The sequence below is a fragment of the Thalassomonas sp. RHCl1 genome (assembly GCF_947387555.1).
GTDB lineage: Bacteria > Pseudomonadota > Gammaproteobacteria > Enterobacterales > Alteromonadaceae > Thalassomonas.
This window is the reverse complement of sequence record NZ_CANDNZ010000001.1, coordinates 98,191-117,818: the sequence shown is the minus strand read 5'-3', so window position 1 is coordinate 117,818 and position 19,628 is coordinate 98,191. Positions and strand designations below refer to the sequence as shown.

At 44.5% G+C, this 19,628-nt stretch carries 27 protein-coding genes; 13 read left to right on the top strand and 14 right to left on the bottom strand.

Features of this window, described 5'->3' with window-relative positions:
* Positions 1–12: 12 nt before the first annotated feature.
* Genes moaB through QL234_RS00495 form a run of 5 tightly spaced genes read left to right on the top strand, consistent with a single transcriptional unit; the run spans position 13 to position 2,591 of the window.
* Positions 13–558, top strand: coding sequence for a molybdenum cofactor biosynthesis protein B (moaB, locus tag QL234_RS00515; RefSeq protein ID WP_281555917.1), 546 nt, complete (start codon positions 13–15; stop codon positions 556–558).
* A gap of 3 nt (positions 559–561) precedes the next feature.
* Complete coding sequence (moaC, locus tag QL234_RS00510; RefSeq protein ID WP_281555916.1) at positions 562–1,077, top strand: cyclic pyranopterin monophosphate synthase MoaC; 516 nt, start codon at positions 562–564, stop codon at positions 1,075–1,077.
* 9 nt (positions 1,078–1,086) lie between these two features.
* Positions 1,087–1,338 carry a molybdopterin converting factor subunit 1 gene (moaD, locus tag QL234_RS00505; protein WP_281555915.1) on the top strand — a complete coding sequence of 84 codons (252 nt, stop codon included), beginning with the start codon at positions 1,087–1,089 and terminating at the stop codon, positions 1,336–1,338.
* Between the two features lie 37 nt (positions 1,339–1,375).
* Positions 1,376–1,825: a molybdopterin synthase catalytic subunit MoaE gene (gene moaE, locus QL234_RS00500; protein ID WP_281555914.1), complete on the top strand. Its 450-nt coding sequence runs from the start codon at positions 1,376–1,378 to the stop codon at positions 1,823–1,825.
* Positions 1,826–1,835: 10 nt separating this feature from the next.
* Positions 1,836–2,591 (top strand): HesA/MoeB/ThiF family protein, encoded by a 756-nt coding sequence (locus QL234_RS00495; protein ID WP_281555913.1) that lies wholly within the window; start codon positions 1,836–1,838, stop codon positions 2,589–2,591.
* Positions 2,592–2,696: 105 nt separating this feature from the next.
* On the opposite strand, the gene rmf is transcribed toward QL234_RS00495, so the two are convergent.
* Positions 2,697–2,870 carry a ribosome modulation factor gene (gene rmf, locus QL234_RS00490; protein WP_044831892.1) on the bottom strand — a complete coding sequence of 58 codons (174 nt, stop codon included), beginning with the start codon at positions 2,868–2,870 and terminating at the stop codon, positions 2,697–2,699.
* 433 nt (positions 2,871–3,303) lie between these two features.
* On the opposite strand from rmf, the gene QL234_RS00485 reads away from it, so the two are divergent.
* Positions 3,304–3,669 carry a DUF413 domain-containing protein gene (locus QL234_RS00485; RefSeq protein WP_281555912.1) on the top strand — a complete coding sequence of 122 codons (366 nt, stop codon included), beginning with the start codon at positions 3,304–3,306 and terminating at the stop codon, positions 3,667–3,669.
* A 32-nt stretch (positions 3,670–3,701) separates the two neighbouring features.
* Here the strand turns inward: QL234_RS00485 and QL234_RS00480 are convergent, their stop codons facing one another.
* Positions 3,702–3,920, bottom strand: a complete 219-nt coding sequence (locus tag QL234_RS00480; protein ID WP_044831894.1) for a DUF3820 family protein — start codon at positions 3,918–3,920, stop codon at positions 3,702–3,704.
* Positions 3,921–4,132: 212 nt separating this feature from the next.
* On the opposite strand from QL234_RS00480, the gene QL234_RS00475 reads away from it, so the two are divergent.
* On the top strand, positions 4,133–5,245 hold the full coding sequence (locus tag QL234_RS00475; protein ID WP_281555911.1) for a DUF3083 family protein: 1,113 nt from the start codon (positions 4,133–4,135) through the stop codon (positions 5,243–5,245).
* A gap of 79 nt (positions 5,246–5,324) precedes the next feature.
* On the opposite strand, the gene QL234_RS00470 is transcribed toward QL234_RS00475, so the two are convergent.
* Both QL234_RS00470 and QL234_RS00465 read right to left on the bottom strand, forming a co-directional pair.
* Positions 5,325–5,858, bottom strand: coding sequence for a response regulator (locus tag QL234_RS00470; RefSeq protein WP_281555910.1), 534 nt, complete (start codon positions 5,856–5,858; stop codon positions 5,325–5,327).
* Between the two features lie 30 nt (positions 5,859–5,888).
* Positions 5,889–7,160, bottom strand: coding sequence for a HAMP domain-containing sensor histidine kinase (locus QL234_RS00465; RefSeq protein ID WP_281555909.1), 1,272 nt, complete (start codon positions 7,158–7,160; stop codon positions 5,889–5,891).
* Between the two features lie 224 nt (positions 7,161–7,384).
* Here QL234_RS00465 and msrA point away from each other — a divergent pair, with 224 nt between their 5' ends.
* The 3 genes from msrA to QL234_RS00450 all read left to right on the top strand — a co-directional run bounded on the left by msrA (position 7,385) and on the right by QL234_RS00450 (position 8,667).
* Entirely contained in the window at positions 7,385–7,924 is a 540-nt protein-coding gene (gene msrA / locus QL234_RS00460; RefSeq protein ID WP_281555908.1) for a peptide-methionine (S)-S-oxide reductase MsrA, read from the top strand.
* A 173-nt stretch (positions 7,925–8,097) separates the two neighbouring features.
* Positions 8,098–8,358, top strand: coding sequence for a type II toxin-antitoxin system Phd/YefM family antitoxin (locus QL234_RS00455; protein ID WP_281555907.1), 261 nt, complete (start codon positions 8,098–8,100; stop codon positions 8,356–8,358).
* A complete protein-coding gene (locus QL234_RS00450; protein ID WP_281555906.1) occupies positions 8,359–8,667 on the top strand; it encodes a type II toxin-antitoxin system RelE/ParE family toxin in 309 nt (102 codons plus the stop codon). It begins immediately after the preceding gene.
* Positions 8,668–8,724: 57 nt separating this feature from the next.
* On the opposite strand, the gene QL234_RS00445 is transcribed toward QL234_RS00450, so the two are convergent.
* The 3 genes from QL234_RS00445 to QL234_RS00435 all read right to left on the bottom strand — a co-directional run bounded on the left by QL234_RS00445 (position 8,725) and on the right by QL234_RS00435 (position 13,242).
* Complete coding sequence (locus QL234_RS00445) at positions 8,725–10,887, bottom strand: winged helix-turn-helix domain-containing protein (RefSeq protein ID WP_281555905.1); 2,163 nt, start codon at positions 10,885–10,887, stop codon at positions 8,725–8,727.
* A 193-nt stretch (positions 10,888–11,080) separates the two neighbouring features.
* On the bottom strand, positions 11,081–11,944 hold the full coding sequence (locus QL234_RS00440; protein ID WP_281555904.1) for a tetratricopeptide repeat protein: 864 nt from the start codon (positions 11,942–11,944) through the stop codon (positions 11,081–11,083).
* 140 nt (positions 11,945–12,084) lie between these two features.
* The gene (locus tag QL234_RS00435) at positions 12,085–13,242 is read right to left on the bottom strand and encodes an acyl-CoA dehydrogenase family protein (protein ID WP_281555903.1); all 1,158 of its coding nucleotides are present in this window, start codon (positions 13,240–13,242) and stop codon (positions 12,085–12,087) included.
* A gap of 196 nt (positions 13,243–13,438) precedes the next feature.
* Between QL234_RS00435 and QL234_RS00430 the strand changes: the two genes are divergently transcribed.
* Positions 13,439–13,903: a helix-turn-helix transcriptional regulator gene (locus QL234_RS00430; protein WP_281555902.1), complete on the top strand. Its 465-nt coding sequence runs from the start codon at positions 13,439–13,441 to the stop codon at positions 13,901–13,903.
* Between the two features lie 96 nt (positions 13,904–13,999).
* On the opposite strand, the gene QL234_RS00425 is transcribed toward QL234_RS00430, so the two are convergent.
* The 6 genes from QL234_RS00425 to folB all read right to left on the bottom strand — a co-directional run bounded on the left by QL234_RS00425 (position 14,000) and on the right by folB (position 17,340).
* Positions 14,000–14,314: a hypothetical protein gene (locus QL234_RS00425; protein WP_281555901.1), complete on the bottom strand. Its 315-nt coding sequence runs from the start codon at positions 14,312–14,314 to the stop codon at positions 14,000–14,002.
* 41 nt (positions 14,315–14,355) lie between these two features.
* Positions 14,356–14,889: a hypothetical protein gene (locus QL234_RS00420; RefSeq protein ID WP_281555900.1), complete on the bottom strand. Its 534-nt coding sequence runs from the start codon at positions 14,887–14,889 to the stop codon at positions 14,356–14,358.
* 5 nt (positions 14,890–14,894) lie between these two features.
* A complete protein-coding gene (locus QL234_RS00415) occupies positions 14,895–15,059 on the bottom strand; it encodes a hypothetical protein (protein WP_281555899.1) in 165 nt (54 codons plus the stop codon).
* A 508-nt stretch (positions 15,060–15,567) separates the two neighbouring features.
* Positions 15,568–16,389 (bottom strand): undecaprenyl-diphosphate phosphatase, encoded by an 822-nt coding sequence (locus QL234_RS00410; RefSeq protein WP_044831902.1) that lies wholly within the window; start codon positions 16,387–16,389, stop codon positions 15,568–15,570.
* 109 nt (positions 16,390–16,498) lie between these two features.
* Positions 16,499–16,984 (bottom strand): 2-amino-4-hydroxy-6-hydroxymethyldihydropteridine diphosphokinase, encoded by a 486-nt coding sequence (gene folK, locus QL234_RS00405; protein WP_281555898.1) that lies wholly within the window; start codon positions 16,982–16,984, stop codon positions 16,499–16,501.
* The gene (gene folB, locus QL234_RS00400) at positions 16,984–17,340 is read right to left on the bottom strand and encodes a dihydroneopterin aldolase (RefSeq protein ID WP_281555897.1); all 357 of its coding nucleotides are present in this window, start codon (positions 17,338–17,340) and stop codon (positions 16,984–16,986) included. Before folB ends, folK begins: the two co-directional genes overlap by 1 nt.
* A 240-nt stretch (positions 17,341–17,580) precedes the next feature.
* On the opposite strand from folB, the gene plsY reads away from it, so the two are divergent.
* The gene (gene plsY, locus QL234_RS00395) at positions 17,581–18,177 is read left to right on the top strand and encodes a glycerol-3-phosphate 1-O-acyltransferase PlsY (RefSeq protein WP_281555896.1); all 597 of its coding nucleotides are present in this window, start codon (positions 17,581–17,583) and stop codon (positions 18,175–18,177) included.
* A 6-nt stretch (positions 18,178–18,183) separates the two neighbouring features.
* Here the strand turns inward: plsY and tsaD are convergent, their stop codons facing one another.
* Positions 18,184–19,197 (bottom strand): tRNA (adenosine(37)-N6)-threonylcarbamoyltransferase complex transferase subunit TsaD, encoded by a 1,014-nt coding sequence (gene tsaD / locus QL234_RS00390; RefSeq protein ID WP_281555895.1) that lies wholly within the window; start codon positions 19,195–19,197, stop codon positions 18,184–18,186.
* Between the two features lie 203 nt (positions 19,198–19,400).
* Between tsaD and rpsU the strand changes: the two genes are divergently transcribed.
* On the top strand, positions 19,401–19,616 hold the full coding sequence (gene rpsU / locus QL234_RS00385; RefSeq protein ID WP_074500846.1) for a 30S ribosomal protein S21: 216 nt from the start codon (positions 19,401–19,403) through the stop codon (positions 19,614–19,616).
* Positions 19,617–19,628: the final 12 nt, after the last annotated feature.

The window sequence follows — 19,628 nt, the reverse complement described above, 5'->3', positions numbered from 1 at the left end:
TACGGAGTTTCTATGTCTAGTCATGGTGGCAAAACCTTTATTCCCTTAAACATTGCAGTTTTAACCGTTTCCGATACCCGGGACGAGTCCAACGATACTTCCGGCCAGGCGCTGGTGGACAAGCTGACCACAGCCGGACACAAGCTGGCGGAAAAGGCAATCGTCAAAGACGATGTCTATCAGCTCAGGGCGATCGTCTCCAAATGGATCGCCAGCGATGATGTCCAGGTGGTGATTTCCACCGGCGGTACCGGCTTTACCTCAAGGGATAATACCCCGGAAGCGCTGATGCCTTTATTCGACAAAGCGGTAGAAGGTTTTGGCGAAGTGTTCCGCCATGTCTCCCTGGAAGAAATCGGCACATCAACCATACAGTCACGCGCCTTTGGCGGCATCGCCAACAGCACTGTGGTTTTATGCGTACCGGGTTCAACCAATGCCTGTAAAACCGCCTGGGACAAGGTGATCAAAGAACAGCTCGATGCCAGCCATCGTCCCTGCAACTTTGTACCGCACCTGAAATTTACCGACGCTGAGCAATGTGAGACCCGGGGCTAACATATGAGTAATTCACCGGACAGCGTACAACTGAGCCATGTTAATCAAAAAGGTGAAGCCAATATGGTGGATGTCACCGAAAAAGCCATGACGTCCAGAACCGCGGTTGCCCAGGGCTACATTTCCATGACCCCACAAACCCTGGCGCTGATCACCACAGGTGAGCACAAAAAAGGCGATGTCTTTGCCGTTGCCCGTATTGCCGGTATCCAGGCGGCGAAAAAGTGCAGTGACCTTATTCCTTTATGCCATCCGCTAATGCTGAGTAAGGTCCAGGTAGACTTTGAAGCCGATAGTGACAATAGCCAGGTGAAAGTCACCGCATTATGCCGGTTAACCGGGCAAACCGGGGTAGAAATGGAAGCCCTGACCGCGGTTTCCGTTGCCTGCTTAACCCTGTTTGATATGTGTAAGGCCGCCGATCCCGCCATGGAAATTCACGGCATCAAGGTATTATCCAAAGAAGGGGGTAAAACCGGTTTATGGCAGGCCCCAACCATGAGTAATGACAACCCATAAAGGTGAAATATGATCAAAGTTGTTTTTTTTGCCGCCCTGCGCGAGCAACTCAATTGCGCCGAACTTGAAGTCAACGCCGGCGAAAACACCGACAGCATAGCCAAAATCAAACAACTGCTGGTTGAGCAAAATCCCCAGTGGCAGGAGACCTTCAACAATGCTTCGTTATTAAGCGCCGTCAATCATGAAATGGTGGATGGTTCACACCCGGTAAAATCAGGGGACGAAGTCGCCTTTTTCCCGCCGGTCACCGGCGGCTAACGAACAGATCGCAAAAGGCTCGAAACAGGATCACAAGATGAGTATCAGCATCCAAACCCAAGACTTTAACCTCGCCGATGAGATGGCTTACCTGGAACAGGATAATGCCGCTGACGGCGCCGTGGTTACCTTTACCGGCCGGGTCCGGGATAACAACTTAGGCTTGAAAGTCTCTGGCTTGTACCTGGAGCATTATCCGGGCATGACAGAAAAATCGCTGGAAAAAATACTGGAAACCGCCCGCTCGCGCTGGGATATCGGCCGGGTCCGGGTGATCCACAGAATAGGCCAGCTTAACCTCGGCGAACAAATCGTCTTTGTCGGCGTCACTAGCAAACATCGCCAGGATGCCTTTGCCGCCGCCGAGTTCATCATGGACTACCTCAAGGTACAAGCCCCGTTCTGGAAAAAAGAGCTCACTGAAGCAGGTGAAAAATGGCTCGACGCCCGCCACAGTGATACTTCTAAAGCACAGCAGTGGGACTAATAACATTACAATGAGCGTGTTAAGCAATAACGAACAACTCAGATACAGCCGTCAGATCATGTTAAATCAGATTGGCGAGGCTGGACAACAGGCGCTGCGCAACGCCAAAGTGCTGATTGTCGGCATGGGTGGCCTGGGCAACCCCACCGCCCTTTATCTGGCCTCGGCCGGTGTCGGTAACCTCTACCTTGCCGACGGCGACAACGTCGAAATCAGCAACCTGCCCAGGCAGATATTGTTTAGCGAAGACGATCTGCAAAACAATAAAGCCGATGTTGCCAGCGAAAAACTGCAACAGCAAAATCCGGAAATCAATATCGAAGTCATTGATGAAATGCTCGATGCCGAACTGGGGCCTTATTACCTGGATCTGGTGGATTTAGTCATAGATTGCTCCGACAACATAGCCACCCGATATTTAATGAACCAGCTGTGCCTGGAGCACAAGGTACCTCTGATTGTCGGCGCCGCCACCGGCTTTGACGGACAACACCTGCTGGTGGATCCAAGAAACCCCGACAGCGCCTGTTACCAGTGCCTGTTTCCCGCCAGTGAAAAAGCCCCGGTCAACAACTGCCAAACCATAGGTATTCTCGGCCCGGTACTGGCAATTATTGCCGGTATGCAATCGTTAACCGCCATTAAGCTGCTCACCGCCAATAAGGTGGCGGTAAACCAACTCAGCCTGTTCGACGGTTTGTCCAACCAATGGCGGCAATTTACCCTGAATAAACAGGCGACATGCCCCGCCTGCGGCCAGGCATAAAGTAAAGCCAGAAAAAAATAGCGGACGCCAGATAAGTTTAAGCCCTCGGATAGAGGGCTTTTTTTGCTATAACAAATGAGGAAATTTTTTGTTGTACTGGAAAAGTTATTTAAATAAACCGGTATTTCGATCCGTCATGGCTTCTCGCCAGCCGCCAAGCCACTCCGATTTGGCGTTGGTATTTTGATATGGACAATTTTCTTTGTTTCTACCTAAGAGGCCTGCCTGGTAACCATTTGAAAATGCTCTGCCTAAACGATCTCTTTTTTGTCTTCTCATAGATAACACTCCATAACTCATTGATAATATATTATTAATTAGATACTTAGCGGTCTATACTGAAATTCAGCCGACGAGTTATTTAAGAACAATTGCCCGGACAATGCAACCAGAAAAATCGTGAGAAAATGTCAACAAAAGTTGCATTTTGTAATTAGAGAAAGCCTGTTTATGACCTTAATATGACATTAATGTGATAAAACAAGTTATTAGCAAAAAGCTCATATAAAAAGATGTTATCCCGCACCTAATGTTTATAACAAAAGAATTTAAAAAATCCGCAGCCGGGTATTCGGCTGGCGAGAGAATAAACACGGCAAAAGAAATTCATCGAATTTTTATCTGATCATGCAAAAAGAGATTGAAAAAGCAAAAGAAATGAACTAAATATTCGAGCGGAACCATAAATTTATTTTTTTTGAGTTTGAGCCTAATGAATACGACGGAAATTAATCAAGACAGCTTCAAAAGCAACCGTAAATTTTACGACGACAGAAATTATCCCAGGGGCATGAGCCGCTCGGGGGACTATACCTTAGCCGAGGTACAGCTCTTAGAACAATATGGCGTTGCCCTGAGCGAATTATCTTCAGGTAAAAGATCTCCCATTAACGAGCAGGAGCAACACTTTGTTGAGGTATGCGAAGGTAAAGCAGAGCCGGAGCACAAAATTGAAAAAACCTGGCTGAAATACCAGAATAAAGTATTAACCCCGAAGCAATTCCATACCTTATTCGGTAAAGCCAAAATTGCCAGCGATAGCATGGCAAGCGAAGCGGTAGATCTCGACGACGAATAAGCCGTCTAAGCACCTTGCACAAGCCACAGCCGTTACCCCCTGAGTAATGGCTGTAACATGCCCTCCAAGCCGTTTAATTTGATTTCATAAACCAGCGCCAGCTGCTGACCTAATTTCCCTTCAGGAAAACCATTGGCGTTAAACCACACCAGATAGGGCTCTGGCAATTGTAATAATTTACGTCCTGCATATTTACCAAAAGGCATCACCTGGTTAATGGCCTCGACCATTAATCGCTCATTTTCTATCATATTATTTTCTTAAACTTTTCATAGCATTATTATTTATTTACCCCTTTCCCGGATAACATAAGCACCGGCTTTGTTGCAGTTTTTTAACGGCTGACATAAAAGTGTCACAGCTTGTGCATACACTAGCCTCAAAAATAGCTTAGCCATCAGCTTAGCCAGCGCCCGGTTTTGGGTCTGGGCCGTCAAGCAGGCAGGAAAACAGGAATCCAAACATGTCTATCATACGCAAACGCAGCGCATCCCACAAAGCGTATATCCCAGCCAACGCCAGAGATAATCAGTATATCATTGCCGAGTTTCCGTTAACGGATGAACTTATCGGCAAATTTTCCCCACAGTCGAGATCAGAGCAACAACCGCCCTATCTGCATTGCTACCAGGCACTATCCGAACACTTCTTTAAACTCAGCGATGAATTTGAAATCACCAACAGTTTATTTATTGCCAACGACAAACTCGCCCGGGTCCGTTATAGCCAGGAAATGCATCAATGGCAAACCAACCAGCAGATATTGTTTTATTACAACCCCAGCTACCATGAATTACAAAAGTCATTTTTCGACCCGCATGTCCGGGCGAAAAAAGTCACCCTGTTATTCCTGTCAACCGGTGAAGATATCCGCTACAACGCCGCCCGCTTCCATGCCAGGATTTGTCTGCTGCTCGACAGGTTAAAACAGGAATTAGCCGTAGAAAACCTGAACTTTCGCCTCAGGGATCATCAGCATTTAACCTATGATCTCAATGCTAGGAAAAAAGCGGTGATCAACAGCCAGGCGCACAAGTTACGGCCTATCCCCGAACGTTATGCCAGCCAAAACGTTGCCATCGATAAAAATATCTCCGCCATGACCTATGCCGTGGTCAATATCCCGGTCAGCAATAACCTGCTTAAGCTGGCCGAAATAGACCATCATTCCATGGATCCCTACAATCCTTTATATACGCTGATCGCCGATACCTTTACCCGGGTAACCAAGCAATATAATTTAAATAACGGCGCCCTGATAGCCAACGGCCTGGTACCCATAGTGCGGCAAAGTGAAGAGGAAGCCTTCAGACGTAGCGGCGAATTACAGGTGCTGGGGGTAAACCCGGAATCTCCGCCGTTTGGCATAGTGTGCAAATGGGATGCGCGGGAGCTGGTGGACAATATCCAGCTGGTCTTTATTGCCACAAAAAACGATCAGGGGGATTATGGCTATGGCCGCTTCCTCAACCAGATAGAGCTGGCGGTGCGGCTGATGGCGTTCGAGCTGGCGTTATCGCCGGAAAAAGATGAAGTGATAGTACGCTTTCACCAGCATATTGCCTATAACCTCTAGCAGCCAGAGCAACAGCCCCGGTTGGCTGCCCGGATATCCCGGTAAAGGCAGCCTTTCGGGTCGCCGTAAATTTGGCTGACTATTCGTTTTTCAGCGCCGCCGGGCGCTTTTGTAACTTACGCTGCAGGGTTCTGCGGTGCATGGATAACTGTCTGGCAGTGGCGGAAATATTGCCGTTATTAAACTTTAATGCTTGCTGAATATGCTGCCACTCCGCCTGTTCTGCCGATAAGACATCTTCGGCTTGTGGGATTTCAGCCGGGATTTTTTTATCATTGAGCGCCGCCAGCAAGGTAGAAGTATCCGCCGGCTTGGTCAGGTAATCATCCGCCCCCAGTTTAATCGCATCCACGGCAGTGGCTATGCTGGCAAAACCGGTTAACAGAATAATCCGGCTGTTGGGACGTATTTTTCGCAGCGGCTTGATTAACTGCAAACCGCTTTCATGCTCGAGCTTCATATCCAGCAGAATATAATCCGGTAGGTAACGGTGACAGGCAAGCAAGGCATCATTGGCATTGCTGGCATGCCAGCAGCTAAAGTGATATTTCTCTAACCGGCGTTTAACGGTATTGGCGAAAACTTCATCGTCTTCAATTATTAATAATTTCATCCCTTTACTCACTTCCTTATATCTACTTATTTATGACGAATAAGCACCGGGGCGCGCTAACGGCAGACTCAAGGTGACCAGGGCGCCGCCGTCAATGTGATTGGTTAATTCCAGCTTGGCTCCCAGCCTTTCCAGGCTGGCATGACTGAGAAAGACCGCCATACCCAGTCCCTGCTCACTGGAAACCGGCTCGACACCCAGCTCTGCCAGTTTCGACAAGGTAAAACCGGCGCCAAAGTCACGGATAGAAAACTGCCATAACCCTTTTTCATAAAGGCTTTTCAGCTCGATAGTATTACTGTTATTGGCCTTGGTTGCCCTGACGCCGTTATTCACTAAATTAAGGATCGCCGGCAACAGGGTGACATCGGCAATCACCGCCGCCTGCTCCGAACTTGGCTGATCATTGCCGGCAACTTCCCCCGCGCTTTCCTCACTGATGAGTACAGAATGGATATCCGGGTAGTTGATGCCGATATGCTGCTGGATCTCTTTAATAATATCCTGACAACTCATCTGCTGGGTGGTTTGCTCTTTTAAATCCAGTGCCAGCTGACGAAACTCCTGCAGGTTCTGCTGGCAGCGTTTTAACTGCTGCTGCATCTCGCTCACGGCTTTATCTTTGGGGTAATCTTCGCTGAGTTCATCTGCCAGCAACTGCACCGTGGCAATGGGGGTTGCCAGCTGATGGGTCACCTGCGCCGAGGCTACCCCGAGAGAAATGATTTTTTCCTGCTTTAACTGCTCTTCACGAAAAGCCGCAATCGCCAGCTCTCTTTTATTGATGGCCCGCGCCATATTGCCGACCACAAACGCCACCACTATGCTGGAAAATAAAAAGTTGATCCACATAGCAATAAAATGCCCCTGCATATTGCCGTGCATCATATTCATCGGCAACAACCACAGCAATACGCTGTAGGATAAAATGGCCGCCAAGGTAGTACTCACCAACATCACAGGCGTTAAGGTAACCGCAGCGATGGCGATAGGGATCAACAACAAAGATACAAAGGCATTGGTAGCACCGCCGCTGAAATACAGCAGCAGAGATAAAAACAGGATATCGGCAAAAATCTGCGCAAACACCGCATACTGACCCGCCACTTTGTCTTTGCGATAACAAAAATAGCTGACCAGGGTAAAAACAACTTCAAGTGCGACAATGCTGAATAAGGGCAAGAGCTGCAGCTGATAATGCAAGCCAAAATAAACAAATAAGATCAATAATACCTGGATCACTATGGCGGCAACGCGCAGCTCAATAATGGTATGTAATTGACTTTTTCTTTTTAAAAACAACTGAAATCCCCTGTTAATCCTTAACTTGCAGGCAAAAGCGGCAATGTCATCGCCACTGAAAATAAACTTGCCCTATTTTACGCTTTTTTATCTCAAAGCCAAAAACAAATAGACATCTAAACGTCTATTTACTATATTAATCACCATAAACATAGACTAGCGCAATAAACTGATACGAAAACCGGTCAGTTAGGCCAAGAGAATTTATTAACAAGGGAATTATTTTGACTAAAGCATTACAGCAAGCAACATTAGCCGGTGGCTGTTTCTGGTGTATCGAAGCCGCTTATAACAGTCTTGTCGGTATAGAAAGTGCCGTTTCCGGCTATATGGGAGGCGAAACTCAGGATCCCACCTATGAAAAAGTATGCAAGGGAGACACCGGGCATGCCGAGGTGGTGCAGCTGACCTTTGATCCAACCCTGATCAGCTACCGGGAAATTTTGGAGATCTTCTTTGCCCTGCACAATCCCACTCAGCTCAACCGCCAGGGTAATGATATAGGCAGCCAGTACCGCTCGGCGATCTTTTTCCACGACGATGAACAAAAGCAAATTGCTGGCGATATCATCAAGGAAATCACACATGATGAAGTCTGGCCGGACCCTGTGGTAACCCAATTAGAGCCGTTAAGCACCTTTTACAGCGGCGAAGCATATCATCAGGATTATTTTCGCAATAACCCTGAAAACCAGTATTGCCAGGCGGTGGTTTCTCCGAAGCTGGCCAAGTTTAAGCAAACCTTTGCCGCGAAGTTAAAGTAACCTTATCCGTAAGGGACCTGCTGTCCCTTACGCTAATTCCAGCCTGAAGGAAATTATCACCACACCTCTTTCCCCGATACCAGCAAAGAGCAACATTTACTGATCCAGTATTTAGCACGAAACAGTCAAATCGTTTATAATGATTAAATCGTGCGATATTAAGGTGAACTCTCATGGAAACACTCTCAGCGAATGATGCAAAAACAAAATTTGGTGACATGCTAATGAAAGTGCAGCGGACACCGATTCAAATCAATAAAAATGGTAAACCGGTAGCCGTAGTAATTTCTATGGATGAATACCAAAGCACAGAAGCGTTAAAACTACGTTTGTTGCAATCCAGGGCAGCAAAAGCAGTAGAAGACATAAATAAAGACGACTTAACGGATGGTGAGCAATTTTTTAATGAACTGGAGTCCGGGCAACACGATTAAATGCCAACCTTCAAACTTACCCCGGACGCTCAAACGGATCTCATTGAAATCCGTCGATATACTCTAGCTCAGTGGGGAAGAGAACAATCACAAAAATATCTCTTTGAATTGCGGCAAACCATACAAGTATTATCTGAAACTCCAACCATAGGCAAAAAACATCCTGACGTCGGCATTAATATATATAGCTTTTCCCATGCCAGCCACGTAATTTATTACATGATATCTAAACAACAATTAATCGTGTTTGCTGTTTTGCATAAGAACATGCTCCCTCTGTTGCATCTAGAACATCGAAATACCATTTAAACAAAATCAGCAACAAACTCTCTATCCATACAACTTCAGCTAATTACAGCTAAAGATTTAATGCTGTGCCAGAATTTGGCTTAGGTTTGGAATTGTGATTTTTCCTATATAGGTATCGGCAAACTGAAGATCATTTAGCAAGATACGATTATCCTCCACCGTCAGGAAATAAGCATTAATATCACCAAGGTCAATGGTGGTCTCTTGCTTAGTAGCCAGGTCAAGTTTATACAATTCTTTCTTTAAGGTGATCCGGTAAAGCGCTCTATCAGTTACTCCCCATTGCCGGTTATCACCAAATTCTACTTCGGTGAAGTAATACTCATCTTCATCTACTTGCCAGTTATCTGTTAAGCGATAAATTCCTCCCCCTGTAATAGTAGAACCGTAGTAACGACTATCAGTTTCACTATCACCACAATAGCCATGAATAGAGGTAATATCCTCAGCCAGTTGATTATACTCCTGAGTTTGAATATTAAACTGATATAAACGCCAGGCATCTTTTTCAAAAACGTTCATTAAAATATTTTCATCTGAATGGCACTGCCAAAGAAAATTTTTTACCTTTTCAGTTGGCGTCGATAAAGGTATTACGGCCTTAGTATGGATATCCAACACATATAGCTTGTTATCCATATCAAATAAGATTTTTGTCCCCATGCTAGAAAAGCTTAACTGTAAAAGATAAGGAGTGCCGCCAAAAAAGGTTAACTGTTTTAATCTATTATTTTCTTTTAGCCAAATTTGGTTTTTACCTGAACGACTGGAAACAAATGCCATACGCTCTTTGCCCTCACGATTAAAAATCGTTGCTGAGTGCTCTTTAAAGCTTGAAGATATTACTGGCGATGAACTTAGCTGGGCATCACTTAAATCTAGAGCTTTGACATCTACAGTATAAAGATCGCCAACAGTTAATAATATTTCACTATCTGAGAGCATTCTTGGGTGATCCATTCGACCAGTATAATGATAAACAGGAGTAATTTTCCCTGTTTCTGCATTAATGATGTTAAACGTTTTTTCTTTTGAATTAATAAATAGCAAATGAGAGTTAGATTTCGACCAAAAAATCATATCTTGTATATCAACGTGTTCAACTAGAGTCCTCAACTCCCCAGTACCAAGCGTTAATAACATGACATCTTGAGTGTTATCATCATTCCAACGCATAAATGCCAGTAATTTATTATTGGGACTTAAGCTTATATCTATGTCTCCTTGATATTTCCCCAGGGGCGCAGTCAGCGCTTCAATTCTCTCATTTTTAAGGTGATAACGTTTAATTGTATTGGGTGACGAGTTATTCTCTTTAACAATAAAGTAAAGCCAAGTCATGTCCGAACTAATGGCAATAGTTTTAAATAAATCTCCCATGCCGCAAGTGAGAATAGATTCAGGTACGGACAAAGTTAACTCTGCTGAAACAGACACTTTATTGATCACACATGAATTATTAGCAATTGAAATATAAAACAGTTCATCCCCCAGAGGAGACCAAAAAGGGCTGAGAGTTTCCGGATCGAGAAAAACTGTTTGCTTAGTTTTTCTATCCTGAATGACTACCTGAAAAACTAAGTCTGGGTTATTGATGGCCTTATGATCAAAGGCAAGCAACGACTGATCCGGAGATATCACTGGCGAGCTTTCCCAGCCTTTTAAATAAGTTATCGGTTCTATTTCAATATTTTCTAAGATTAACTCTTGTGCCGTTGTTTCTAAGTTATTAAGAGTCCGCCAAAAAATAACAAAAAAAATTAACAGGGTAATTAACCCATAAGCAATTGGATTTAAATTTATTTTCTGCGTTTTTTCAGTTATTACAACCGGTTTTTCTTCCGACTGGAATTCCGAGATATCATCAGCTCCATTTATAGTTGCCAACCAGGCAGCCCTGTCCATAAATCGCACAGCACAAGTCAACGAATAACCTAATTTAGGATGCGTTTTAATAAAGTCATCTATGTCACCGCCTAGTATTTTTCGTAACCTGGACACAGCTGAATTAACAGTTCTATATTCAACATACCTATCATTCCATACCGCTTTTATCAACTGTTCACGGGTGATGATCTCGGTAGCGTTTTTGGCAAGGTAAGTCATCAATAATACGTATCTGGCTTCCAGTATTTCAAAGGAATGATCTTCGGCATAAAGTCTGTTGCTGACCGGATCAAGAGTCCATTGATTTAATACGATGACTTGGGGTTTATCCATGAGTTGCTACTGCTTAACTACCATGCTTTCTGATATTGCAAGAAGTTGAATATCTTGATTGTTTATCTTCACATTATCCAAAAAAATAATCCATTAGATATTAACCACTATCAAATGAAAACTTTTAACCAGAAATAAAAAACCAGCATTCACTGCTGGTTTTTTTATTAGACTTAACGCTATTGAAAAGACTTCAATACATTAAGGTATATAACTTACGGCGGTAGGTACTCACCAGAGGATCCCCATCCGGCAATGCCTTAAGCACATCCAGCAATAAATCTTTGCTGGCAACATCCGAGCGATCTTTTTGCGCCAGTGAAAACAACAATGCCAGGGCATCTTCATGACGGTTTACCTGGCTGTATTGCGCCGCCAGTTTATGCTGCAATTCTACATTGCCGGGGTCTTGTGCAACTTCCTGCTCCAGCGCCTGTAATTCAGGTGAGTTGGCCGCCTGTGCCGCCAGTTCAAGCTTGGCTTTTAACGACTGGTAATAGCTGTCCTGATCCACCATTTTAATGGTCGCCAACAACTGCTCCGCTTCTGTTGTTTTTCCGGTGTGAATATAAACATCAATCAGGGTCAGTTTGATATCCGCCCTTTCGCTATCGAGCTGATGTGCTTTGGCTATGGCGGCAAACGCTTCACTGGGATTGCCATCTGCCAATGCCTGGCGTGCCTGGGCCAGCAAGGTGTCTTGCTCTTTCGGTAAGTGTTTCGCTAAAAACTCATCTATGCCTTCATCGCCTTGCGGACCGCTAAGGCCATCAACTGGCTGACCGTCTTTAACCAGCACAGCCGTGGGTAAGCCCTGAATACCAAACTGCATCGCCACCTGCTGCTGCGCCTGGCAATCAACAGACGCCAATAACACATGCTCGCCCGCAGCAGAGAGCTTGGCCGCAAGCTTATCTTTTAGTTCGATACTCTCCGGGACTTGCTCGGCCCAGAAAGCCACCAGGATCAATTTATTTTTAGACTCTTCAACGATGACTTGTTGAAAGTTATCCAGGGTCATTTCGACCATATTTTGGGGCAAAGAGTTTGAGATCACAGAGGGTTCCAATATCGGTTAACTTAACTTGTTATTTGGGGGCAAAACCGCTACTTACAAGTGCAATCACCAACTTATCCCCCAAAGCCGGTAAAATCGGCACAGAAGATAAAACTTCTGTGCCTTATCAAAAAGATAACTTATTGCACCGCTTTTAACAATTCACGGGCAATGATCACTTTTTGGATTTCACTGGTGCCTTCATATATCGAAGTTATACGCACATCACGGGCATAACGCTCCAGCGGATACTCTTTAATATAACCGGCGCCCCCCATCATTTGCAGGGCATCATAACAGGCCTGGTTTGCTTTTTCAGAGGCAAATAACTTGGCCATAGAAGCGGCCTGGGAAAATTCCAGTCCCTGCTCTTTATTACACGCCGCCTGCATCAACAATAAACGCGCCGCTTCCAGATCGGTATACCTGTCGGCAAGTTTCCATTGCAGCCCCTGGAAGTTAGCCAGCGGCTGACCGAATTGCTGACGCTCGGTCAGGTACTGACGGGCATAATCCATTGCTGCCAGACCTACGCCTAAAGCCAACGAACCTATGCCTATTCTGCCACCGGCCAGCTCGCCTACCGCAATAGCAAAACCTTTGTTTTCTTGCCCTAACATTGCGCTTGCCGGCACGCGGCAATTTTCAAAATAGACTTCATTGGTAGGAGAAGCCTTTTGTCCCATTTTATCTTCACTTTTACCGATCACCATCCCCTCGGTACCGGCTTCAACAATAAAACAGGATATGCCTTTACCCTTACGTGCATCAGGGTCGGTTACTGCCCACACCACAAAAACCCCGGCAAAAGTACCGCTGGTGATAAAAATTTTACTGCCGTTGATCACATAGTCATCACCGTCTTTGACCGCCGTGGTTTTCATACCGGCAGGATCTGACCCGGCAACCGCTTCCGTTAAGCAGAAACCACCCGCCTTATATTCACCCGAGCAAATTTTTGGCAAATATTGCTGCTTTTGCTCTTCATTGCCTACCGCCTGAATCACTTCCGCCACCATATTGGTGACCGAAGTGGTTACCGCTGTGGAGGCACAGGCCCGGGCAAGTTCGGTGATCGCTAAACTAAAGGCAACACTACCGGCTTCAACACCACCGTATTCACTGCTGATGTTTAATCCCATAAATCCCAATTCGGCTAACTTGGCTAAGTTTTCCTGAAAAAGCTGCTGGTCATTACCTGCATCCAGATCGGCAGCAACCGGCGCCAGTTCGCTGTCAGCAAACTTACGCGCCATATCTTGTATCATGACTTGTTCTTCACTAAGGGAGAGATCCATAATTAAACCCTGTATATTCTTATCATCTTCTTAAATTACGCATAAGATACACTTTTTCACTGATTATGCTACTTCCTGAAAACATCGGATGAATCTTAGGGCATGACTTTGTACACAGAAAGTGACAAACTAGGTGTTTAAGTTAGCAGATACCGAATTTCTTAAATACGCAAAGGACTATAACCAGGGTAGGAAAATGTCTATTTCGTTTGCCAATAAACTCAAACTGGTCAGAACTGCGATAGGTAAAAATCAGCAGTTTTTTGCCGATATACTCGATATTCCCGTAGAGCAATATCTGGCTTATGAAAGCGGGGAAAGGGAAGTTTGCGCCGAGGAATTAAAAGCAATCTGCTCCCATCCGGACTGCTTGCGTTACACCTTGTGGGTAATGACAGATCAAACCAATGCCTTGGCCGGGCAAATAGCCCCGGGAGACCCTTCGCCTCTAAAATTAAACGAACAGACAAATCAAAAAAGCAGTTTCGATTATCAGTTTATTGAAACGACAGAAGAGGCCCTGCAGCTATTTTGCCAACTGGACTGGTTTATTCCCAATAGCAAAACCGCCAATTTTAATAACTGTGCCCGGCTATTGTTAAAAGATTTAAAGGGAGTAATTGAATTGCATTACCAGACCAAAGAGGACGAAACGACTTAAGCCCCTTCGTAATCAAAGAAAAAAATTATATAACACTATCAAAGGCAAGCAACAGCCGCTTACCCTCAATAATTATTTACTTACCGATAAAAAACTCTAACGAAACGAGCGAGGATTAAAGTCAGCAGTAGCTTCAGGTTTCTGGTATTGAAACCTTTCTCTTATGGCTTCTTTTTGTACCTTTTGATAATAAACCTTAGCCTTTTCTAGCTGAGGCTTAAGTTGCTGGTATTGATCAATACCGTTACTGTTGCTCAGGCTATCACCAATTGCCAAAACAATTTTTTCAGCTTCTGTAAGTTGTTTATTTCCAATCCTGACAGGCTCAGAATTAAAAATGAGATTTTCCAGCCTGCGATGCATCAATAGCAAAACAATGGCAATAAACATCAATAAATATATGAAATCCATTTTACTTTCTCCTTAAACTTCCTTAACCGCATCAGATACGCTTATTTCATTGCGACATTTTCGGCAAAACGCCTAGCAACATCTTGCTTGTTTTTCCTGTTAATAATCACACTAATAATCATAAGTGCCGCAATACTCAACGTCACTATGTTCATAGTCGGCGTATATAAATCCCATAACCACCAACTAGTCCGATTACGATTTTCAATAATATCAATATGCATTGCCAAATGAAAAAACACATTTATCGTTAATAGATACATGACAAAGGACGTTACCCGACTATGCGGAATACGAAAAAGTAAATGTATGATTATAATCGCGATAATACTTAACGATTCAAACTCGATCCACCGAAGATAAAAATCGGTTCCCGCATAAGTGTCCATATCGATAAATATCTGAAAAGAGTCCGAAGTTATTAATATATTTAGCGCCAGTATGGCGGAAGCTATAAATACTGATTTTTGCTCCCGCCAATTTTTTGCACTCAACAGAAATGCCGCAAAATACATTGACAGTATAATAAAATCAAAAAAACCAAATAAATAGGCACTTTCTGGAGAATACAACATAGCTATTATTTACCCAGTGGCTCCCCTGGTGTTAAATGAGATGCGATTTGCCTGCAAGCTTGTACTTCGGGAGGTAGATATACCTTCCCATTTCCATTTGCACCGGCAGAAACACATTTCAACAAAGACAACTCAACTGTTTTATTTACTAGCTTATTATTCTTTTTCATAGATGAACTCCCTGTTTATCCAATTAATAAATTAAAACGTTAGAGATTGATAGCCATACTCGTTTTGCTAATTTAATCAGGACTAAATAAAACGTGGAATTTTGTATTTCGAAAAACCCCGACACAGGAGCTTGGTAAAGAAAGGTCGACAAGTTGCCGCAACAAATAAATTTTACTTAATGCCTTCAAGCAAAGTAGAAGCCAAAGCAAAAATAAGAGTGAGCTTTCCTTAACGTCGATCAACAAAAGTCCATTTAGCATCTCCATATTTACACGACTTTAACAAAGCCGTCAACCATTATTTCTTATAAAAAGCTTAATAGTTTGTTCATTTTTCTATAACATTCAATCGAATAACGTCAATTTTAAGCCAGATACAACAAAACGCGCCAGGGCGCGTTTTGTGTTAATAATTTAACTTACTATTAATCCTGTACGGAAATTTACCAATGTTTACTTTTAGCAGTTACCAGCATCTTCTACTGCTGCTATTAATCCTTATTCAATATTAAGCAAGCACAAACCATAACAAACCTGCCCCCAATAATAAGCGATAGATAACAAACGGCATCATGCCCAATTTATCCACCAGGATCAGAAAATAATGGATACAGGCATAGGCGCTGATAAACGAGAGCACACTGCCAAGTATCATCGGCTGCCAGTCTACTCCTTCACCTGAGGTCAACAGTTTCATGGTTAAATAACCGCCCGCCATGGCAATCCCGGGAATAGATAATAAAAAAGAAAAGCGCGCGGCATTGGTGCGGCTTAATCCCAGCATCAAGCCTATGGTCATGGTAATACCAGAGCGGGAAGTACCGGGGATCAAGGCCAGCGCCTGAGAAAAACCTATTAACATTGCCCCTTTAAAACCCAGTTTTTCCAAACTGACATTTTGTTTCGCCTTAATATCGGCAAAGCCAAGCAAGGCACCGAATAAAAGTGTAGTAGCGGCAATCACTAAGGCCGAACGTGAATACTCTTCAATAAAGTCTTTACCGAAATAGCCGGTCAAGCCCAAAGGAATGCTGGCAAACAGGATCCACCAGGCCAGTTTTCCATCAAAATTGCCATCATTGCCGTCAACCGTGACTTTCCCCCTGGCTAACGTCCCTACCCAGGCAACCAGCATGCTGCCGACTTCTTTGCGAAAATAGAGCATAACCGCCAATAAGGTACCGACATGCACCGCAACATCATATGCCAGCCCCTGATCCGCCCAACCCAAAAGCTGGGAGGGTAAAATTAAATGCGCCGAGCTGGAGATAGGCAAAAATTCCGTCAATCCCTGGATCAAGGCTAAAATGAAAATTTCTATGGTACTCATATTCCGATTAATACCTATTGTTATTGCTAATGGTCATTAGCTTGTATTGTAAATAAAGTCGTTTAAGGTTTGCTGATGGCATTCGCTTCAGCTTTGCTTTTTCAGCGCCTTACCAGTTAAGCGGCACTTTCTGCAATTTCTGGCTGGATTTGTCGTAAGCGTGCCATAACTCCCGGTAGCTTTTTTTTACCACAGGGTGAATAGACTCTCCGGCAATTTCCGCAAGCGGCCATAATACAAAAGCATTATGACAAATTTCATGACGCGGGATTTGTGCCGGCTGTTCAAGAATAAAGTCATCAAAAAGCAGCAAATCTAAATCTAAGGTACGCGGGCTATATTTCTTGGCATCCGGGGTGCGGCCATTGGCATATTCGATTTCCCGTAAGCAGGCGGCCACAGATTCAACACTTTCATCGGTTTGCAGGCCGATCACCATATTATAGAAAGCGCTGCCGGCAAAACCGACTGCCTCACTTTCAAACAGGGACGACAGGGTTAATTGGCCATAACGCTCGGCCAATGCCGTTAATCCCTGTTTAACATGAAACTCACGGTCAACATTGGTGCCCAGTGAAATATATACCTGTGCCATTAACTGCGACTGCCTCTTTCGATTTCTACGCCAACAGTTGCGGCATTAAATACCGCCCCCGGTTTGCCGATTTTTAGCTTCAGCCAGGGAATATGATGACTTGTCATTAAATATTCGGCTATACGCTCTGCCAAAGTTTCAATCAGATCAACCGGGTTGTTATTGGCAAAGGTTTCTATCTCCTGAGAGATTTGCGCATAATCCAGGGTTTTTGCCAGCTCGTCATTTTCTGCGGCGGCAGCGGTATTCCAGCCCATTTGCAGATCGATAACCAGCTTCTGCTTGATCTCTTTTTCCCACTGATAAAAACCAATAGTGGTCTGAATAGTTAAGCCTTCTATATATACCTTATCCATACATTGTTCCCTAGTTGAAATATCAGTGAAAAAGCGCCCGGTTTTTTGCCGTTTTTTTGCTCTCCTTTTATTTAGAGAGCCAACAGAAAAAAGCGCCGGGAAAAGCAGCAAAAAAATTATTTTGCGAGTTTACCTGTGCAGGTCTGGAAAAACTACCTTAGTAAGCGATACAATGCTAAATCAGTTAATAATTGTGTGATTATTAGGCATTTAAAAGGACATCAGCTTATCACTCCTCTTTTGATAACTTTGGCTATGACAGTTGTTGCCTATTTAATTGGTTCAATTTCTTCTGCCATCTTAATCTGCAAATTGCTGGGTTTGCCGGATCCCCGCACTCAGGGCTCACATAATCCGGGCGCCACCAATGTATTGCGGATCAGCAATAAGCTCACTGCCGCCACTGTTTTACTGCTTGATATCCTCAAAGGCACCATTCCCGTTTGGGCCGCTTATTTTCTTGGTATCGATCCGATATTTCTCGGAGTCATCGCCGTTGCCGCCTGTTTAGGGCATATGTACCCGATATTTTTTCAGTTTCAGGGAGGAAAAGCGGTTGCTACCGCCTTTGGGGTATTGCTGCCGATAGGACTGGATTTAGGAGGCTTGCTGGTATTAACCTGGTTGCTGGTGGCTAAAACCACCAGATATTCCAGCCTGGCGGCAATCGTGACGGTATCGCTGGCGCCTGTATATACCTGGTTATTAAAACCTGTTTATGTCACACCGGTGATCATGCTTTCCCTGTTGATCATCTTTCGCCATAAAGACAATATTGTCCGTTTACTTAAAGGGGAAGAAAGCAAAATCTCCTTCAACAAATCTCCCCCCAAATAAGTTAGCTTAAATTGGATCTAAGGTATCCAGCGGCCAGCGCGGCGTAGCCTTGAAGGTTAAATCCGCCGATACCCCGGCCTTTAATCTTTGCATGCCGGCATAAGCGATCATTGCGCCGTTATCGGTACAAAATTCCGGTCTGGGATAGTAAACACCGCCGCCCAATTTCTTGGTGACTTCTTCAAGTTTCGCACGAATGGCTTTATTGGCACTGACGCCTCCGGCCACCACCAAACGGTTTAAGCCACATTGCTCCAGTGCCCGGCGACATTTAATCGCCAGGGTTGCCACTACCGCATCCTGAAAAGCCCAGGCAACATCTGCCTTGGTTTGTTCATCCATCACTTCTTTATGAATACAGTTGGCGGCAGAGGTTTTTAAACCGCTGAAACTAAAATCAAGTCCGGGCCGGTCGGTCATAGGACGTGGAAATTTAAAACGCCCCGGGGTGCCCGCTTCCGCCATTTTTGACAGTACCGGTCCGCCCGGATAGTCAAGTCCCAGTAATTTTGCCGTTTTATCAAAGGCTTCACCCGCAGCATCATCCACAGACTCCCCCAGTAACTCATAATGGCCGATACCGTCTACCCTGACCAGCTGGGTATGGCCGCCGGAGATCAATAAAGCGACAAAAGGGAATTCCGGAACATCGTCTTCAAGCATAGGCGCCAGTAAATGCCCTTCCATATGGTGTACAGGTACGGCGGGTAAGTCCCAGCCGTAAGCCAGACTGCGTCCGATAGAGCAGCCCACCAATAATGCCCCCACCAGGCCGGGGCCGGCAGTATAGGCAACACCGTCTAAATCTTCTGGTTTAAGGTTAGCCTCAGCCATGACTTCCTCAATTAAAGGAATGGTTTTACGCACATGATCTCTTGATGCCAGCTCGGGGACTACTCCGCCGTAATCGGCATGAACGGCAATTTGACTATATAAACGATGCGCCATAATGCCCTGCTCATCATCATAAATGGCAATGCCGGTTTCATCACAAGAGGTTTCTATCCCCAAAATTCGCATAGACTAAGACTCCAAAAAATTAACGACGGGATTTTACTCTCTCTTGAAGTAATTAACCAGCTTTAAGGCGATTTATAACTTTACATCGGGCAAACACGGGATTAGAATATGTCACCCATTTTTAATAGAGGCGGTGGTAATTCAACCAAGCAGGTTTTGTTATTCACCCATTTATATAGATACATTTAAGGTAGATAGGCAACATGCCAGTAATTAAAGTAAGAGAAAACGAACCATTTGACGTTGCATTACGTCGTTTCAAGCGCTCATGTGAAAAAGCAGGTATCCTTTCAGAAGTTCGTCGTCGCGAATCTTATGAAAAGCCGACTTGGGAACGTAAGCGTAAAAAAGCTGCTGCTGTTAAGCGCGCTGCTAAAAAGCTTTCTCGTGAGAACGCACGTCGCGTTCGCATGTACTAAGAATCCCTTAGT

Coding starts and splice junctions, on each gene's coding strand:
- moaD (WP_281555915.1), top strand. CDS start 1,087: ATGATCAAAGTTGTTTTTTTTGCCGCCCTGCGCGAGCAACTCAATTGC.
- QL234_RS00445 (WP_281555905.1), bottom strand. CDS start 10,887: ATGGATAAACCCCAAGTCATCGTATTAAATCAATGGACTCTTGATCCG.
- folB (WP_281555897.1), bottom strand. CDS start 17,340: ATGGATAAGGTATATATAGAAGGCTTAACTATTCAGACCACTATTGGT.
- QL234_RS00470 (WP_281555910.1), bottom strand. CDS start 5,858: ATGAAATTATTAATAATTGAAGACGATGAAGTTTTCGCCAATACCGTT.
- QL234_RS00455 (WP_281555907.1), top strand. CDS start 8,098: ATGGAAACACTCTCAGCGAATGATGCAAAAACAAAATTTGGTGACATG.
- QL234_RS00450 (WP_281555906.1), top strand. CDS start 8,359: ATGCCAACCTTCAAACTTACCCCGGACGCTCAAACGGATCTCATTGAA.
- QL234_RS00495 (WP_281555913.1), top strand. CDS start 1,836: ATGAGCGTGTTAAGCAATAACGAACAACTCAGATACAGCCGTCAGATC.
- folK (WP_281555898.1), bottom strand. CDS start 16,984: ATGGCACAGGTATATATTTCACTGGGCACCAATGTTGACCGTGAGTTT.
- QL234_RS00485 (WP_281555912.1), top strand. CDS start 3,304: ATGAATACGACGGAAATTAATCAAGACAGCTTCAAAAGCAACCGTAAA.
- moaE (WP_281555914.1), top strand. CDS start 1,376: ATGAGTATCAGCATCCAAACCCAAGACTTTAACCTCGCCGATGAGATG.
- QL234_RS00475 (WP_281555911.1), top strand. CDS start 4,133: ATGTCTATCATACGCAAACGCAGCGCATCCCACAAAGCGTATATCCCA.
- rmf (WP_044831892.1), bottom strand. CDS start 2,870: ATGAGAAGACAAAAAAGAGATCGTTTAGGCAGAGCATTTTCAAATGGT.
- QL234_RS00435 (WP_281555903.1), bottom strand. CDS start 13,242: ATGGATCTCTCCCTTAGTGAAGAACAAGTCATGATACAAGATATGGCG.
- QL234_RS00480 (WP_044831894.1), bottom strand. CDS start 3,920: ATGATAGAAAATGAGCGATTAATGGTCGAGGCCATTAACCAGGTGATG.
- tsaD (WP_281555895.1), bottom strand. CDS start 19,197: ATGCGAATTTTGGGGATAGAAACCTCTTGTGATGAAACCGGCATTGCC.
- QL234_RS00425 (WP_281555901.1), bottom strand. CDS start 14,314: ATGGATTTCATATATTTATTGATGTTTATTGCCATTGTTTTGCTATTG.
- moaC (WP_281555916.1), top strand. CDS start 562: ATGAGTAATTCACCGGACAGCGTACAACTGAGCCATGTTAATCAAAAA.
- QL234_RS00430 (WP_281555902.1), top strand. CDS start 13,439: ATGTCTATTTCGTTTGCCAATAAACTCAAACTGGTCAGAACTGCGATA.
- rpsU (WP_074500846.1), top strand. CDS start 19,401: ATGCCAGTAATTAAAGTAAGAGAAAACGAACCATTTGACGTTGCATTA.
- QL234_RS00420 (WP_281555900.1), bottom strand. CDS start 14,889: ATGTTGTATTCTCCAGAAAGTGCCTATTTATTTGGTTTTTTTGATTTT.
- QL234_RS00415 (WP_281555899.1), bottom strand. CDS start 15,059: ATGAAAAAGAATAATAAGCTAGTAAATAAAACAGTTGAGTTGTCTTTG.
- QL234_RS00410 (WP_044831902.1), bottom strand. CDS start 16,389: ATGAGTACCATAGAAATTTTCATTTTAGCCTTGATCCAGGGATTGACG.
- moaB (WP_281555917.1), top strand. CDS start 13: ATGTCTAGTCATGGTGGCAAAACCTTTATTCCCTTAAACATTGCAGTT.